Consider the following 14455-nt stretch of genomic DNA (forward strand, 5'->3'; position numbering starts at 1 on the left):
GCCTTGATTGACAGGTCAATTCTCGGTGCTGCGCAGCTGGAACTGGGCGACGCCGATGGCGATGTTGATGCCGCTCTGTGTCTGCACGCTGAGCGGCTGCAAGGTGAAGGCCTGCGCGGAGCCGCCGACCAGGAGGTTGGCGCCGGCGCCGACCGCAGCCGTCAACTCGGCGCTGGCGCCGACATAATCGCCGGCGAGCGCGCCCGGCGCGTAGATGTTCTTCAACGGCGTCAGCACCAGCCACCGCATCACGCTCTGCTTTGTGGTGCCGATGTCGAGCCCGTATTTGTTGACGGCGCCGAAATAGGCTTCCGGCGCAAAGGTCTTGTCCGCCGGGGTGAAGGTGCAACTCAGGTCCTTGCTCGAACCGAAGATGAAGCCGGTGCCCCCGCCAATGGCGCAATCGAGCACGCCGAGCTCCACGCCTTGGTCTTGGGCATAGGCTGTTCCCGCACAGCCGGCAGCGGCAATGACAGCGGCGATAATGGTCTTCTGCATGGCGGTCCCCCAGAAAGCGTGCGGCGCGAAACAGTATCCTGTTCCGCGCAGCACGTAAGGGAGCAACCGCGCCTTATTTGAAGGAGTGGACCAGCTCCAGCGAGGTCACCGCGACCGCCAGATTGACGCCGGTCTGCGCCTGGACGCTGAGCGGCTCCAGCATGAAGGCGCTGTTCAGCCCGCCAACCAGAAGATTGGCGCCGCCCCCGGTGACGACGCTGGCCTCGGCGTTGACGCCGTAGTAGTTGCCGGCAAGGTCGCCCTCGTCATGGCTGCGGGTGGCGGCCAGAACCGCCCAGGCAAGCTGGCCCTGATGCGTCTGGCCTACATCGACGCCGAGCTTGGAGATCATCCCGGTATACTGCTCGGACGGCCCATGATGATAGGGGCGGAAGGTGCAGGACACGCCCTTGTTCGACGTGATGACGTACCCGACGCCGCCGTCGATGGTGCAATCAAGCGTGCCGAGCCGCAGCGTCCCGGCGCTGACGGGGAACGCGAGGACCGTGGCGGCAAGCGCGGCGGCGGCACAGGCAAGGGTTCTGATCATTGGAAAGGTCCTTTCGCAAATTTGGCCCCGATTAACGGTCGAGGTGCGCGGAGCGTTCCGCTGAAAACTTGGCGCGAACATGGCAAGGGTTAACGCTTGCCCCGGCGGTCAGCATGGGTGGCCGCGGTTTTCATCGCCGACCACGGCTTGCAGGTTTTCAAGCGCCAGTAGCTGAAGGTCGTCGATCGAGCGGAGCGCTCAGTCGGCCGCGTCGCGCGGCGCGCCGGCTGGGTATCAGCTGGCGCTGGCGGTGTTGGTGCGCGACAGGCCGTCCTTGGCCGGCTGGTAGGTCGGATCGAGATGCACCGCCTCGCGGTAGGATTTCGCCGCCCGCGCCTTGTCGCCGCGCCGCTCGTAGATCAGCGCCTGGTTGGCCCAGGCCTCGGCGTTCTTGCCGTCGAGCTTGATGGCCATGTTGAAGTCGGAGAAGGCGTTGTCCTCGTCGTTCATGGCGAGGTAGGAGAGACCGCGGCCGTTGTAGGGCTCGGCCGCGTCCGGCGCCAGCGAGATGGCGGTCGAGAAATCCTCGATGGCGAATTTGTGCTGGCCCTGGCTTTGATAGATCAGGCCGCGATTGTGGTAGGCGCGCGCATCGGTCGTATCGAGCTGGATCGCCTTCTGGAAGTCGTTGAAGGCTTCCTGGGTCCGACCCGCCTTGCGGTAAAGATTGCCGCGGCCGATATAGGCGGCGTCGTAATTGGCGTTGATCTGGATCGATCGGTTGTAGTCGGCCAGCGCCGCCGCCTGGTTGCCGAGGAAGCGCTGGATAAGCGCGCGATTCGAATAGGCCTGGTAGAAATTCGGATTGAGCTGGATGGCGGTGTCGAAGTCCTTCAGCGCCGCCTGGTACTGGCCGCCGCGGCCGTAGGCCGAACCGCGCACATTGTAGCCTTCGGGATCCTGCGGGTTGCGCTGGATCACGGCCGACAGCGAGGAGATGTTCTCGGTCGAGCCTTGCGCCTTATCGATGTTGTTGAATTCGCCGGTCGGGGCCGTCTGGCATGCGGCAAGCGCCAGGCCCGAGAGCAGGGCCGCCGTCAGGGCGAAGCCGCGAAAAGCGGTTTTGCGCTCCACGGAAATTGCGTTCATCACTGTCCTCACTGCCGCCGCGCCGTCAGGTCCGTTCCCTCTCCGAACCGGTCCAAAATCAAACAAAAAGGTGGCGGCGATTCCGCATCGCGCCACCCTTGGGTATCCTTCGAAAAGGACGAAAAATTGGCGGTATCAGCGCGGCGAACGCGCAGCACCTGCGGCGCCAGCCGGAGCCGGACGCGGGGTCATCGGCAGCAGGCCTTCGCGCTGGGCGCGCTTGCGGGCCAGCTTGCGGGCGCGGCGCACGGCTTCCGCCTTTTCGCGGGCGCGCTTCTCGGAAGGCTTCTCGTAGTGACCGCGCATCTTCATTTCGCGGAAAATGCCTTCGCGCTGCATCTTTTTCTTCAGCGCGCGGAGCGCCTGGTCAACATTGTTGTCGCGGACGAGTACCTGCACGGGCAATCCTGTCTTTCGGGTTTGATATCAACAGGCAAACGGCCATAGCCGCTATGCCTCCGCGGCGAGTTGCACCGCGAATTGTGGCGGCTGATAGCAGAATCAGGCCGTCCTGTCCACTGCCGAATGCAATCCGGCCGCCCAAATTGCAACCGGCCGCCGCCGGCCGGCGCTTAGCTAGGCGGTTGCCAGGTGAAGGCGGGCGAAATCCTCGAAGAATTCGCCGTAGTCGCAGGTTATTTCCTCGCCGGCGGCGATGTCGCAGGTCGCGGTCGCGCCGCCATATTGCGAGAAGTCGGTGTTCGGTCGCTCGGCATGGTTCATGAAACGGCCATTGTCGACCTCATAGACCATGAAGCCAGGCCGGTCGGGGCTGGGATAGGCGTAGCGATCGAGCAACTCTTTCAGATGCGGAGGGGCCGCCTCGTATTTCTCGATCGGGATCAGCCGGTCGAAATCGGGATCGAGGCGCCAGATCGAGGCCCCCTTGCGGATCGGCTCGGCGGCGAAAACGCCGACGCCTTCGATGGCGCTCTGGGCGACGTAGGTCCTGATCAGCAGCATCTTTTCCGATCCGTTTTCGACGGGAAAACGGAATCGTCAAATTGCGCCGAAATGCAAGGCTGCTTCGCGACTTTTTCGGCTGGCGGGCAGTGCTACGTCCGTCAATCCCTTCACGTCCGGTTGATCGAGACGCCGCCATCGGCAAACAGCGCGGTGCCGGTGGTGAAGCTCGACGCATCGGAAGCGAGGTAAAGCGCCGAGCGGGCGATCTCTTCAGGTTGGGCGACGCGCTTCAACGCATGCAGGTTTTCGACGAACGTCCGCGATTCAGGGGTCTTGAATGTTGCCGCCGGCGTATCGGTGCCGCCCGGCAGCAGCGCGTTCACCCGCACCCCTCGCGGTCCGTGCTCGGCGGCCAGCACCTGCGTCAATCCGATCAAACCGGCCTTGCTTGCGGCGTAGCTGGTCATGCCGGGCATGCCGACGGTGTGACCGACAAAAGTGGACGTGAAAATCAGCGAACCGCCACCCCGCTCGACCATCGCCGGCACCTGGTGTTTCGCGCCGAGAAACGCGCTGGTGAGGTTGGTGTCGAGCGTCTCGCGCCAGTCGTCGAGCGACAGGTCGGAAATCGCCCCCATCTGGCCGACAGCGCCGACATTGTTGAAGGTGATGTCGAGGCCGCCGAACCTGTCGACCGCGAGATTGACGAGGGCTTTTGCGAAGGCTTCGTCGCGCACGTCGCCGGCCAGCGCGACCGCCGTGCCGTCGGCGTCCTCGATCTCGCCGACAATCCTGTCGAGCTCCGCCTGTCGGCGGGCGGCGACGATCAGCCGGGCACCCTGTTCGGCGAAAAGTTTCGCAGTGGCGCGGCCGATGCCGGAACTGGCGCCGGTGACGATGGCGACCTTGTCTGTCAGTGCGAACATCTTCTGAGCATCCTTCTTTCGTGCCGGCCTTTCCAGCGATCGGACGCTTGGTCGCAAATGGCGGCGGTCCGAGCCACCCGAAAGCTGCATTGGGGTTTGTGCCGCGTGGCTTGGTGCTCGCCTGTGGATGTCACGGCGCAAAACGGCAAGCGCCGTCGCAAACAGCGCAAGGATGGCAGCGCGGTTTCGCTAGTGATACTCCTCGCGTGCCGAGGCGGGGATGCCCGGCCGCAAATCCGCGAAAGCTACTGGCGCGAGGCCTGGAACGTGAAGAAATATTCGGTATTCGCCATTGCCCGCGAGGCCATGCGCGGCCACAAGGGCTGGGAAGAGCAATGGTCTTCGCCGGAGCCGAAGAAGGAATACGACGTCATCATCGTCGGCGCCGGCGGCCATGGCCTGGCGACGGCCTACTACCTGGCCACCGTGCATGGCATCACCAATGTCGCGGTGCTGGAGAAGGGCTGGCTCGGCGGCGGCAACACCGGCCGCAACACCACCATTATCCGCTCCAACTATCTCTATGACGAGAGCGCCGGCATCTATGACCATGCGTTGAAGCTGTGGGACGGGCTCAGCCAGGAGCTCAACTATAACGTCATGTATTCGGCGCGCGGCGTGATGATGCTCGCGCACAATGTGCACGACATCCAGGTGCTGAAGCGCCATGTGCACGCCAACCGCCTCAACGGCATCGACAATGAATGGCTGACGCCGGAGCAGGCGAAGGAGTTCTGCCCGCCGCTCAACATCTCCAAGGATGCGCGCTATCCCGTGGTGGGTGCGGCCCTGCAGCGGCGCGGCGGCACCGCGCGTCACGACGCCGTCGCCTGGGGCTATGCCCGCGGCGCCTCGGCGCGCGGCGTCCACATCATCCAGAATTGCGAGGTCACCGGCGTCAAGCGGGCGCCGAACGGCGCAGTCATGGGCGTCGACACGACGCGCGGCTTCATCGGCGCCAAAAAGGTCGGCGTGGTCGCGGCCGGCCACTCCTCCGTCATCATGGATATGGCGGGCGTGCGCATGCCGCTGGAAAGCTATCCGCTGCAGGCGCTGGTCTCGGAGCCGGTCAAGCCGGTCGTGCCCTGCGTGATCATGTCGAACACGGTGCACGCCTATATCTCGCAGTCGGACAAGGGCGAGCTGGTGATCGGCGCCGGTACCGACCAATATGTCTCCTATTCGCAGACCGGCGGCCTGCACATATTGCAGCATACGCTCGACGCCATCTGCGAGATGTTCCCGATCTTCACGCGCATGAAGATGCTGCGCTCCTGGGGCGGCATCGTCGACGTAACGCCGGACCGCTCGCCGATCCTGGCCAAGACGCCGGTCAAGGGCCTCTATGTCAATTGCGGCTGGGGCACGGGCGGCTTCAAGGCGACGCCGGGCTCGGGCCATGTCTTTGCGCATACGATTGCCAAGGACGATCCGCACCCGATCAACGCGCCCTTCACCATCGAGCGCTTCCGCACCGGCCGTCTGATCGACGAGGCCGCGGCGGCGGCGGTGGCGCACTGATGGTTGCCGAAAGGCTTTGCGACCAACCGGCCACCGGCCACGGCGAATTGTAGGAAACAACAGATGCTTCTCATCCGCTGCCCCTATTGCGAGGAAGAGCGCCCGGAACTCGAATTCCGCAACGCCGGCGAGGCGCATATCGCGCGCTCGACCAACATGGCCGGCGAAAGCGACGACGATTTCGAGAAGTTCTTCTTCATCCGTTCGAACCCCAAGGGCGTGATCTATGAGCGCTGGCGGCACATGCATGGCTGCGCGCGCTTCTTCAACGCCGTACGCGACACCGTCACCGACAAGTTCATCATGACCTACAAGGCCGGCGAGCCGAAGCCCGCGAAGCTGCCGGGAGCCTCGAAATGACCCCCTCCTTCCGCATTTCCGGCGCTGGCCGCCTCAAGCAGGCAAAGACTGCTCGCTTCAGCTTCGACGGCCAGGCCTATACCGGCGTCGACGGCGATACGCTCGCTTCCGCGCTGCTCGCCAACGGCGTCCATCTCGTCGGTCGTTCGTTCAAGTATCACCGGCCGCGCGGCTTCCTTTCCGCCGGCGCCGAGGAGCCGAGCGCCCTGGTGCAGATCGTGCGTGACGACGCGCGCAAGACGCCGAATGTGCGCGCGACCGTGCAGGAGCTCTATGACGGGCTCACCGCCAACTCGCAGAACCGCTGGCCGTCGCTCGCTTTCGACGTCGGCGCGGTCAACGACATCGCCTCGCCGCTGTTCTCGGCCGGTTTCTACTACAAAACCTTCATGTGGCCGAAGGCGGCCTGGAAGAGCCTCTACGAGCCGAAGATCCGCGCCGCGGCAGGTCTCGGCGTTTCGCCGGACAAGCCGGATCCCGACCACTATGGCGCGCGCTATGCCCATTGCGAGGTGCTGGTGCTGGGCGGCGGTGCGGCCGGCATCGCGGCGGCACTTGCCGCCGCCGAGACTGGCGTCAGGGTGATCCTCGCCGACGAGCAGGCCGAGTTCGGCGGCAGCCTGCGCTTCGAGGCCGGCGCCAGGATTGACGGCGAGGACGGCTTTGCCTGGGCTCAAGGCGCGATCGCGAAGCTCAAGGCGATGGACAATGTCCGTTTGCTGACGCGCACGACGGCTTTTGGCTATTATGCGCAGAATTTCGTCGGGCTGGTCGAGCGGGTCAGCGACCATTTGCAGAACCCGGGCAGCGATTTGCCGCGCGAGCGGCTATGGCAGGTCCGGGCCAAGCGCGTGGTGCTGGCGACCGGCGCCATCCAACGTCACATGGGGTTCGCCGACAACGACCGTCCAGGCGTGATTCTGGCCTCGGCCGCGCGCACCTATCTCAACCATTATGGCGTCGCCGTCGGCAGGAATGTCGGTGTCTACACCGCCAATGATTCAGCCTACGCAGCAGCGATCGATTTGAAGAAGGCCGGCGTCAACATCGCCGCTATCGTCGATCTGCGCGACAACCCGACCGGGGCGGCGATCGACGAGGCGCGGGGGCTCGGCATCGAGATCAATTTCGGCCGTGCGGTGGTCCGCGCCGGCGGCAAGCTGCGCGTATCGTCGATGACCGTCCAGCCGAAGAATGGCGGCGGCGAACGCACCATCCCGGTCGACGCGATCCTGATGTCGGCCGGCTGGACGCCGTCGGTGCATCTGTTCTCGCAGTCGCGCGGCAAGGTCGCCTTCAACGAGGAGACACGGCGCTTCGTGCCGGGAACCTACGCGCAGGACTGCATCTCGGTCGGCGCCTGCAACGGCACGGATGGCCTCGACGCGACTGTCGACGAGGCCTATGCGGCCGGCGCCAAGGCGGCGAAGGAGGCCGGCGGCAAGGCAGGCAAAGGCGCCAAGCCGAAGGTCGATGCCGGCGAGAGCTGGTCGCGCGGCATGCTGGGCGCCGCGCCCGGCGCCGGACAGGGCACGACGGTCAAGGCCTTCGTCGATTTCCAGAACGACGTCACCGCCAAGGACATCCGCCAGGCGGTGCATGAAGGCATGCACTCGATCGAGCACGTCAAGCGCTTCACCACCAACGGCATGGCGACCGACCAGGGCAAGACGTCCAACATGCACGGCCTGGCGATTGCCGCCGAGACGCTCGGCAAGCCGATCCCGCAGGTCGGCCTCACCACCTTCCGCGCACCCTATACGCCGGTAACCTTCGGCTCGATCGTCGGCCATGCGCGCGGCGCGCTGTTCGACCCGACGCGCAAGACGGCGATCCACCCCTGGGCCGCCGCGCAAGGGGCGGTGTTCGAGGATGTCGGCCAGTGGAAGCGCGCCTGGTACTTCCCCCGGGGAGCCGAGGACATGCACGCCGCCGTCGACCGCGAATGCGTGACGGTGCGCAAGACGGCCGGACTGTTCGACGCCTCGACGCTGGGCAAGATCGAGGTGGTCGGACCGGACGCGGCCAAGTTCATGGAGCTGCTCTACACCAATCCGTGGGAGAAGCTGGAGCCCGGCCGCTGCCGCTATGGCATCATGCTGCGCGAGGACGGCTTCATCTATGATGACGGCGTCGTCGGCAGGCTGGCGCCGGATCGCTTCCATGTGACGACGACGACGGGCGGCGCGCCGCGCGTCATGCACCACATGGAGGACTATCTCCAGACCGAGTTCCCGCATCTCAATGTCTGGCTGACCTCGATCACCGAGCAGTGGGCGGTCATCGCCGTGCAGGGACCGAAGTCGCGCGACATCATCGCGCCGCTGGTCGAAGGCATCGACATGTCGGACGAGGCGCTGCCGCATATGTCGGTGCGCGAAGGCAGGATCTGCGGCGTGCCGACGCGGCTGTTCCGCATGTCGTTCACCGGCGAGCGCGGCTTCGAGGTCAACGTGCCGGCCGACTACGGCCAGTCGGTCTGGGAGGCGCTGTGGGCCGAAGGCCAGAAACATGGCGCCTGCGCCTACGGCACCGAGTCCATGCACGTGCTGCGCGCCGAGAAGGGCTACATCATCGTCGGCCAGGATACCGACGGCACGGTGACGCCGAACGATGCAGCCCTCGACTGGGCGGTCGGCAAGAAGAAGGCTGACTTCGTCGGCATCCGTGGTCTGACGCGGCCGGACCTTGTCGCCAAGGGTCGCAAGCAGCTTGTCGGCCTCAAGACCAAGGACCCCAAGGTGGTGCTGGAGGAGGGCGCGCAGATCGTCGAGGATCCTGGCCAAGCAATCCCGATGAAGATGATCGGCCACGTCACCTCCAGCTACTGGTCGGAGAATTGCGGCCGTTCGATCGCGCTGGCGTTGGTCGCCGGCGGACGCGACCGCATGGGCAAGACGCTCTATGTGCCGATGCCAAACGGGACGATCGAGGTGGAAGTCACCGGCATGGTGTTCTTCGACGAGAAGGGGGAGCGCCTCAATGGCTAAGGCTGCCGCAAAGACAACCGCTGCCGGCTCGCCGGCCGAGCGCCGTCCGGCGCTGGCCGGGCGCACGATAGAGGCGAAGGGCGTCACGCTTGCAGTGCTGCCGCCGGCCGAGCGCATTTCGGTGCGCGCGCCGGAGGCTTCGCTGACCGCGCTTTCGAAGGCGCTCGGCGTGAGCTTGCCGGCAAAGCCGAAGACCTCGGCGGCCAAGGCAGGGCGCACGGCGCTCTGGCTCGGGCCGGACGAATGGCTGGTGATCGACGAGGCGGGCAAGGATCCGCTCGCCGACTGCGCCAAGGTGACGGCGCTGCATTCGGCGGTCGGCATCTCGCATCGCAACGTCGCCTTTTCCGTCACCGGCCCGGCTGCCGCCGTGACCGTCAACTCCGGCTGCCCGCAAGATCTCTCTCTTGACGCGTTCCCGGTCGGCGCGGCTTCGCGCACCATCCTCGGCAAGGCCGAGATCGTGCTGCTGCGCACGGCGGCGGACGCCTTCCGGGTCGAATGCTGGCGTTCGTTCTCGGACTATGTCTTTACTCTGCTGTCGGAAGCGGCGAGCGACGCGGCGAACTGAGCCATAGGAACCATCGACGCGCCGATCCGTTTTGCGGCAGCGTGTCGAGGGAGAATGCCGATGCCGTCGAAATCCGCGCCGAGGCCGCTCAGGAAGACGGCGGCAGTCCGCTCGCTCGAGCACGAACGAACACACGAGGTCGAGGAAGAGGAACTCGAGGAAGGTCTCGAGGACACGTTCCCGGCCAGCGATCCGGTGTCGATCACCTCGACCTCCATTCCGGGCGGCCCCGCAAGACCCGGCAAGGCCAAGACGGTGCCGGGGCGCAAGCCACGCAAGTAATCGATCCAGCAAAAAAGGGCGGTCAGGATATCCTGCCGCCCTTTGAGTATTTCGTGGCGTTCGAACCGCCTTAGAACGTGCTGGGAACGATCCACGGATCGATTTCGATGCCCAGACGCTGGCCCTTGGCGGCGTCGGTCTTGGTCGTCGCGCCGGTCTTTTCGACGGAGCCGGTCGTGCCGCAATCGAGCTTCACATTGGCGTTGGTCTGGATGCAAGCCGCGGCAGGAGCCTGCTTGGCCTGATGGCTGGTGCCGGCGAAAGCGGCGCCCGAGAAGGCCAGGACGGCGGCGATAGCGAGGATTGTCTTTTTCATCATCTTTCTCCGGTCAATCTTTTTCGTACATGTACGATACGGCGTACATATACGTCCGGCGGAGTGCGAGTTCAAGTGAGAAATCGTACATGTACGGTCAAATTTTCTGAAAATACGAAAATGTCGCACGGCGCGACGCCCGGCCAGATCGGACTGTAAAAACCGGGGGTTCGCTTCTGCGCAATTCCGGCCCAAAACCGCTGGGCGGAATTGCTCCAGTCATCAGTTGACTGGCGTTTCGGTCAGTGGCGGCACGTTCTGCGTCGAAAGCGAGGCAAGCGTGAAATCGCACATCCGCTTCACGAAAGCCTGCGGGTCGCCGAACGGATAGAAGGGGAAGGTGATCAAGAGCGAGATCGTGCCGTGGCCGACCGCCCAGAGCATGGTGGCGATGGCGCGCGGGTCGCCCTTGAGCTTGCCGGCGGCGACACAGGCCTCGACCCTGCTGATCAGCACTTTCATCGCCGGATTACCCTCTTCCATGTCCTCGTAGCTGCGGCCTTCCGGCAGCCGCGTCTTCTCGGTCATGAAGACAGTGCGGTATTCGTTGGGATTGCCGAGGCCGAAGGCGGCGTATTCGGTCATCACCGCCTGCAGGGCCTCGATCGGATCGTCGGCGGGGTGCGCCTCGATCCGCCGCGCCAGCGTCTCGAAGGCGTCCTCGGCCAGCGCGAACAGGATGTCCTGCTTGTCGGCGAAGTAGGAATAGACCGACATCGGCGCGTAGCCGACCCGCTTGGCCAGCTTGCGGATGGTCAGGCCCTCATAGCCTTCTTCCTGAACGAGCTTGTGGGCCGCTTCGACCAGTTCGGAGCGCAGCTCTGCTTTCTGTTTTTCGCGGCGTGTCTGGACGCTCAACGGCAAGGTTTGCCTGCCTTCGTTGGTTGGTTGCCTTGTTAAATTATATACGCTGTACGGAAACGAACAAGTGCGTGGCAGGTTCCCCAACGTCCGCGCTAACTCCTTGTTCCAACGCAATTCCGGACGGAAAGCGCACACCTTCTGCTCTAGATGGCGCCGATGCCGCCGTCGAGCGCCAGCGCATGGCCGGTCATGAAGGAGTTGGCGGGATCGGCAAGAAACAATATCCCCGTGGTGATCTCTTCAACCTCGCCGACCCGCTTCATCGGCACGCCACGCGTGAGTTCGGCAATCGCCTCGGCTTCCGGGGAGCCGCTGGCGCGGACGAAGCCGTCCACCATCGCTGTCCTGGTATGCGCGGGACAGACTGCGTTGATGCGCACGCCCTTGGTGGCATATTCGGCCGCCGCAGACTTCGTCAGCCCGACGACGCCATGCTTGGCGGCGGCATATACCGACAGCTTCGGCGCGCCGCCAAGCCCGGCGACCGAGGCGACATTGACGATCGCGCCGCCCTTGCCGCTTGCCTTGAACTGCCGTTCCATCTGCGGGATCTGGTGCTTCATGGCGTAGAAGACGCCGAGCAGGTCGACCTCCAGCACCCGGCGCGCCTCGTCCGAGGCCACCTGCGGCAGGCGCACGAAAGCATGGACGATGCCGGCATTGTTGACGGCGATGTCCAGCCGGCCGTACTTCTCCACCGCCAGCGCGACGAGATCCTCGGAGAGTTTCTCGTCAGCGATGTTGCCGGCAAGGATTGCCGTCTCGGCATCAAGCGTCGCGGCGAAATCGCCGAGCGCAGCCTCGTCGAGATCCGATAGGACCAGCCGCGCACCTTCGGCGGCGAAGGCGTTTGCCGCGCCGCGGCCGAGGCCGCCGGTCGCACCGGTGATCAGCACCGTCGCTCCATCGAAACGGCCCATCGCTCAGCTCTCCCATTGTCAAATCTTGTTGTAGATCAGGTCCACGGCGAGCGCGGCGAGCAGTTTTACCGCCTCGCCATAGGTTTTGGCCTTTTCCGGATTGGAGGCGTTGCCGTCCAGCGCGCGCCGATAGACGCCCTGGCAGATCGCCGCCAGGCGGAAGAAGGAGAAGGCGAGGAAGAAACTCCAGTTGTCGATGCCGGTAAGCCCGCGCCGCAGGCAATACGCCTCGACATAGGCTTCTTCGGACGGCAGGCCGAGGGCTGCGCGGTCGACGCCGCCGAGGCCGCGAAAGCCCGATGAATGCGGCAGCCGCCATTGCATGCATTGATAGGCGATGTCGGCGAAGGGGTGGCCGAGCGTCGACAGTTCCCAGTCGAGCACCGCGATCACTTTCGGCTCGCTGGCTGCGAAGATCATGTTGTCCAGCCGGTAGTCGCCATGCACCAGCGAGACGCGGCCATCCTCGGCCGGCATGTGCGTCTCCAGCCAGGCGATCAGCCGATCCATGTCCGGAATGGTTCCGGTTTCGGAGGCGCGGTACTGGCTGGTCCAGCGGGCGAACTGGCGCTCGAAATAGTTGCCGGGCTTGCCGAAATCGCCAAGGCCGACGGCTTCGACATCGACGTCGTGCAGGGCGGCGAGCGTCGCGTTCATGGCGTCGTAGATGGCGGCATGATCCTCGTTCCCGGATGCCTCCGGCAGCGACGGGTCCCAAAAGATGCGGCCGTCGAGGAACTCCATGACGTAGAACATGCGGCCGATGGGCGAGTCCTCGTCGGACAGGTGCAGCATGCGCGGCACCGGCACGGCGGTGGCGGCAAGCGCCTTCATCACCCGGAACTCGCGATCGACCTGATGCGCGGATTTCAGCAACTGGCCCGGCGGCTTGGCGCGCAGCACGTAGCGGCCGCTTGCCGCGGTCAAAAGATAGGTCGGGTTCGATTGTCCCGATTTGAACTTCTCGGTCGCGGAAAGCCCGCCAAAACCCGGGATATGCGCCTCGAGATAGGGCGCAAGCGCCGTCTGATCGAGCGCGTTCAGGTCGTTCATGCGGTCTCGGGCTGGCGCTCGATCAATGTCAGGGTCAGCCAGCGCGCGGTCAGCGCCGGCTTCTTCGAGCCCTCGATCTCGATGGTCACGTCATGCGCCGTCTGCACCCAGCCCGAGGGCCTGACCTTGACGTCGGCGAGCACGAAACGGGTGCGGATGCGCGCGCCGGTCTTTACCGGCGCCAAAAAGCGCAGCGAATCGAAGCCGTGGTTGACGCCCATCTTGCTGTTTTCGAGCGGCGGCATGGTCTCGAAAGTCATCGCCGAGAGCAGCGACAGCGACAGGAAGCCATGCGCGATGGTGCCGCCGAACGGCGTCTCACGGCTGGCGCGTTCCGGATCGCAGTGGATGAACTGGTGGTCGTCGGTGGCGTCGGCGAACTGATCGATCATGCGCTGCGTGACCACGCGCCAGGGCGACACGCCGACTTCCTTGCCGACGCTGGCCAGAAGCACATCGAGACTGATCGGTTCCACGCTGATGTCCTCCACTTCACCCCGCCGGCGTTCCGGTCGGACATTCATTCCTTGAACAGGGTCAGCCCATGCTGCACCGACTGGCCGCCGTCGATCGGCAGGATGGCGCCGGTGACATAGCTGCCCGCACGGCTGCACAAATAGAGCGTTGCGCCGGCAATGTCATCCGGCATGCCGATGCGGCCGATCGGAACATGGCCGCCGACATGTTTCGCCTGTTCCTCGGTTCCGGTGGCAAAGGCGGTCATCCGGCTCTGAAAGGGACCGGGGGCGAAGGCGTTGACGGTGATGCGGCGGGCGGCGAACTCGATCGCCAGCGTGCGCGTCAGGTGATGAACCGCGGCCTTGGAGGCGGTGTAGGAATAGGCATCGTCGGCCAATGGCTGGGTGCCCATCACCGAGCCCAGATTGATCACCCGGGCTGGATCCGCCTCGCTGGCGGCGGCGTCGAGCAACGGCAGCAGTTCACGCGTCAGATGGAAGACACCGGTGACGTTGACGCCGAACACCTTGGCCCAGGCGTGGTAGGGGAACTCTTCCAGCGGCGCCCCCCAGGAGATGCCGGCATTGTTGACCAGAATGTGCAGCTGCTCCGTCCGCGCCTTTACCTCGGCGACGAGCGCGGCGATGCCGGCCTCGCTGGAAACGTCGCCGGCAAAGCCCTCGGCATGCCCCGGGCCGCCGAGGGCGTTGATTTCGCTCGCGACCTTGATGCAGTCCTCGCCCTTGCGGGAGGCGATCATGACACTGGCGCCGGCGCTGACCAGGGCGGTCGCCGCCATGCGGCCGATGCCGGTCGCGGCACCCGTGACCAGCGCGATCTTGCCGGCGACCGAGAACAGCTCGTCCAGATAGCTCATGGCGCTCCTCCGCAATCTCGCCGCAGGCCGAGGCCAGGGGACTCGCCCATGGACTCGCGTTGACAAGGCTAGCCGAAGTACGGTCATCCTTGCCACGGGTAAAGATGCATCCCCGAAAGGACCGGAAGCGATGGCGGACATGAACCTCGGCATGACCGAGCGGCTGAAGCCGATCCACGCGCGCGTCGCGGCGATGGTGCGCGACGAGATCGCGCCGCTCGGCGAGGAATTCCTGGCCGAGATCGGCAAGGGCGGCGACCGCTGGATCTACAC

General features: G+C 65.0%; 17 protein-coding genes and 1 pseudogene. 6 read left to right on the forward strand and 12 right to left on the reverse strand.

The genetic code is table 11. The features are described from left to right. Positions 1-15 precede the first annotated feature (15 nt). From EOA33_RS08230 to EOA33_RS08255, 6 genes are all read right to left on the reverse strand, one after another. Positions 16-498: a DUF992 domain-containing protein gene (locus tag EOA33_RS08230; RefSeq protein WP_127405401.1), complete on the reverse strand. Its 483-nt coding sequence runs from the start codon at positions 496-498 to the stop codon at positions 16-18. 73 nt (positions 499-571) lie between these two features. Next, positions 572-1048: a DUF992 domain-containing protein gene (locus EOA33_RS08235; RefSeq protein ID WP_126058365.1), complete on the reverse strand. Its 477-nt coding sequence runs from the start codon at positions 1046-1048 to the stop codon at positions 572-574. 234 nt (positions 1049-1282) lie between these two features. Then, positions 1283-2137 (reverse strand): tetratricopeptide repeat protein, encoded by an 855-nt coding sequence (locus EOA33_RS08240; RefSeq protein WP_126058366.1) that lies wholly within the window; start codon positions 2135-2137, stop codon positions 1283-1285. A 135-nt stretch (positions 2138-2272) separates the two neighbouring features. Beyond that, a complete protein-coding gene (gene rpsU / locus EOA33_RS08245; protein WP_126058367.1) occupies positions 2273-2536 on the reverse strand; it encodes a 30S ribosomal protein S21 in 264 nt (87 codons plus the stop codon). Positions 2537-2713: 177 nt separating this feature from the next. Beyond that, positions 2714-3100: an SET domain-containing protein-lysine N-methyltransferase gene (locus EOA33_RS08250; RefSeq protein WP_126058368.1), complete on the reverse strand. Its 387-nt coding sequence runs from the start codon at positions 3098-3100 to the stop codon at positions 2714-2716. Between the two features lie 110 nt (positions 3101-3210). Further along, positions 3211-3969 (reverse strand): SDR family oxidoreductase, encoded by a 759-nt coding sequence (locus tag EOA33_RS08255; RefSeq protein WP_127405402.1) that lies wholly within the window; start codon positions 3967-3969, stop codon positions 3211-3213. A 267-nt stretch (positions 3970-4236) separates the two neighbouring features. Here EOA33_RS08255 and EOA33_RS08260 point away from each other — a divergent pair, with 267 nt between their 5' ends. From EOA33_RS08260 to EOA33_RS08280, 5 genes are all read left to right on the forward strand, one after another. Next, positions 4237-5490 (forward strand): sarcosine oxidase subunit beta, encoded by a 1254-nt coding sequence (locus EOA33_RS08260; protein WP_126059363.1) that lies wholly within the window; start codon positions 4237-4239, stop codon positions 5488-5490. Between the two features lie 63 nt (positions 5491-5553). Next, the gene (locus tag EOA33_RS08265) at positions 5554-5850 is read left to right on the forward strand and encodes a sarcosine oxidase subunit delta (protein ID WP_126058369.1); all 297 of its coding nucleotides are present in this window, start codon (positions 5554-5556) and stop codon (positions 5848-5850) included. Continuing rightward, complete coding sequence (locus EOA33_RS08270; RefSeq protein WP_127405403.1) at positions 5847-8840, forward strand: sarcosine oxidase subunit alpha; 2994 nt, start codon at positions 5847-5849, stop codon at positions 8838-8840. The genes EOA33_RS08265 and EOA33_RS08270 overlap by 4 nt, the downstream gene beginning before the upstream one ends. Then, the gene (locus EOA33_RS08275) at positions 8833-9411 is read left to right on the forward strand and encodes a sarcosine oxidase subunit gamma (protein ID WP_126058371.1); all 579 of its coding nucleotides are present in this window, start codon (positions 8833-8835) and stop codon (positions 9409-9411) included. Before EOA33_RS08270 ends, EOA33_RS08275 begins: the two co-directional genes overlap by 8 nt. A 60-nt stretch (positions 9412-9471) precedes the next feature. Beyond that, a complete protein-coding gene (locus tag EOA33_RS08280) occupies positions 9472-9693 on the forward strand; it encodes a hypothetical protein (RefSeq protein WP_127405404.1) in 222 nt (73 codons plus the stop codon). Between the two features lie 70 nt (positions 9694-9763). Here the strand turns inward: EOA33_RS08280 and EOA33_RS08285 are convergent, their stop codons facing one another. The 6 genes from EOA33_RS08285 to EOA33_RS08310 all read right to left on the reverse strand — a co-directional run bounded on the left by EOA33_RS08285 (position 9764) and on the right by EOA33_RS08310 (position 14182). Beyond that, positions 9764-10009 (reverse strand): DUF680 domain-containing protein, encoded by a 246-nt coding sequence (locus tag EOA33_RS08285; protein ID WP_127405405.1) that lies wholly within the window; start codon positions 10007-10009, stop codon positions 9764-9766. Between the two features lie 222 nt (positions 10010-10231). Then, positions 10232-10873 carry a TetR/AcrR family transcriptional regulator gene (locus tag EOA33_RS08290; RefSeq protein ID WP_127405406.1) on the reverse strand — a complete coding sequence of 214 codons (642 nt, stop codon included), beginning with the start codon at positions 10871-10873 and terminating at the stop codon, positions 10232-10234. A 143-nt stretch (positions 10874-11016) separates the two neighbouring features. Continuing rightward, positions 11017-11793, reverse strand: a complete 777-nt coding sequence (locus EOA33_RS08295) for an SDR family oxidoreductase (protein WP_127405407.1) — start codon at positions 11791-11793, stop codon at positions 11017-11019. A gap of 18 nt (positions 11794-11811) precedes the next feature. Further along, positions 11812-12846, reverse strand: coding sequence for a phosphotransferase (locus EOA33_RS08300; protein WP_127405408.1), 1035 nt, complete (start codon positions 12844-12846; stop codon positions 11812-11814). Next, positions 12843-13370, reverse strand: coding sequence for a MaoC family dehydratase (locus EOA33_RS08305; RefSeq protein WP_281033509.1), 528 nt, complete (start codon positions 13368-13370; stop codon positions 12843-12845). The genes EOA33_RS08300 and EOA33_RS08305 overlap by 4 nt, the downstream gene beginning before the upstream one ends. Next, a complete protein-coding gene (locus tag EOA33_RS08310) occupies positions 13367-14182 on the reverse strand; it encodes an SDR family oxidoreductase (RefSeq protein WP_127405409.1) in 816 nt (271 codons plus the stop codon). Before EOA33_RS08310 ends, EOA33_RS08305 begins: the two co-directional genes overlap by 4 nt. Before the next feature lie 130 nt (positions 14183-14312). On the opposite strand from EOA33_RS08310, the pseudogene EOA33_RS40345 reads away from it, so the two are divergent. Next, positions 14313-14455 (forward strand): annotated as a pseudogene (locus EOA33_RS40345) (acyl-CoA dehydrogenase); the annotation flags it as partial.

Origin of the sequence: Mesorhizobium sp. M4A.F.Ca.ET.050.02.1.1 (genome assembly GCF_003997725.1) — a bacterium.
Lineage (GTDB): Bacteria > Pseudomonadota > Alphaproteobacteria > Rhizobiales > Rhizobiaceae > Mesorhizobium.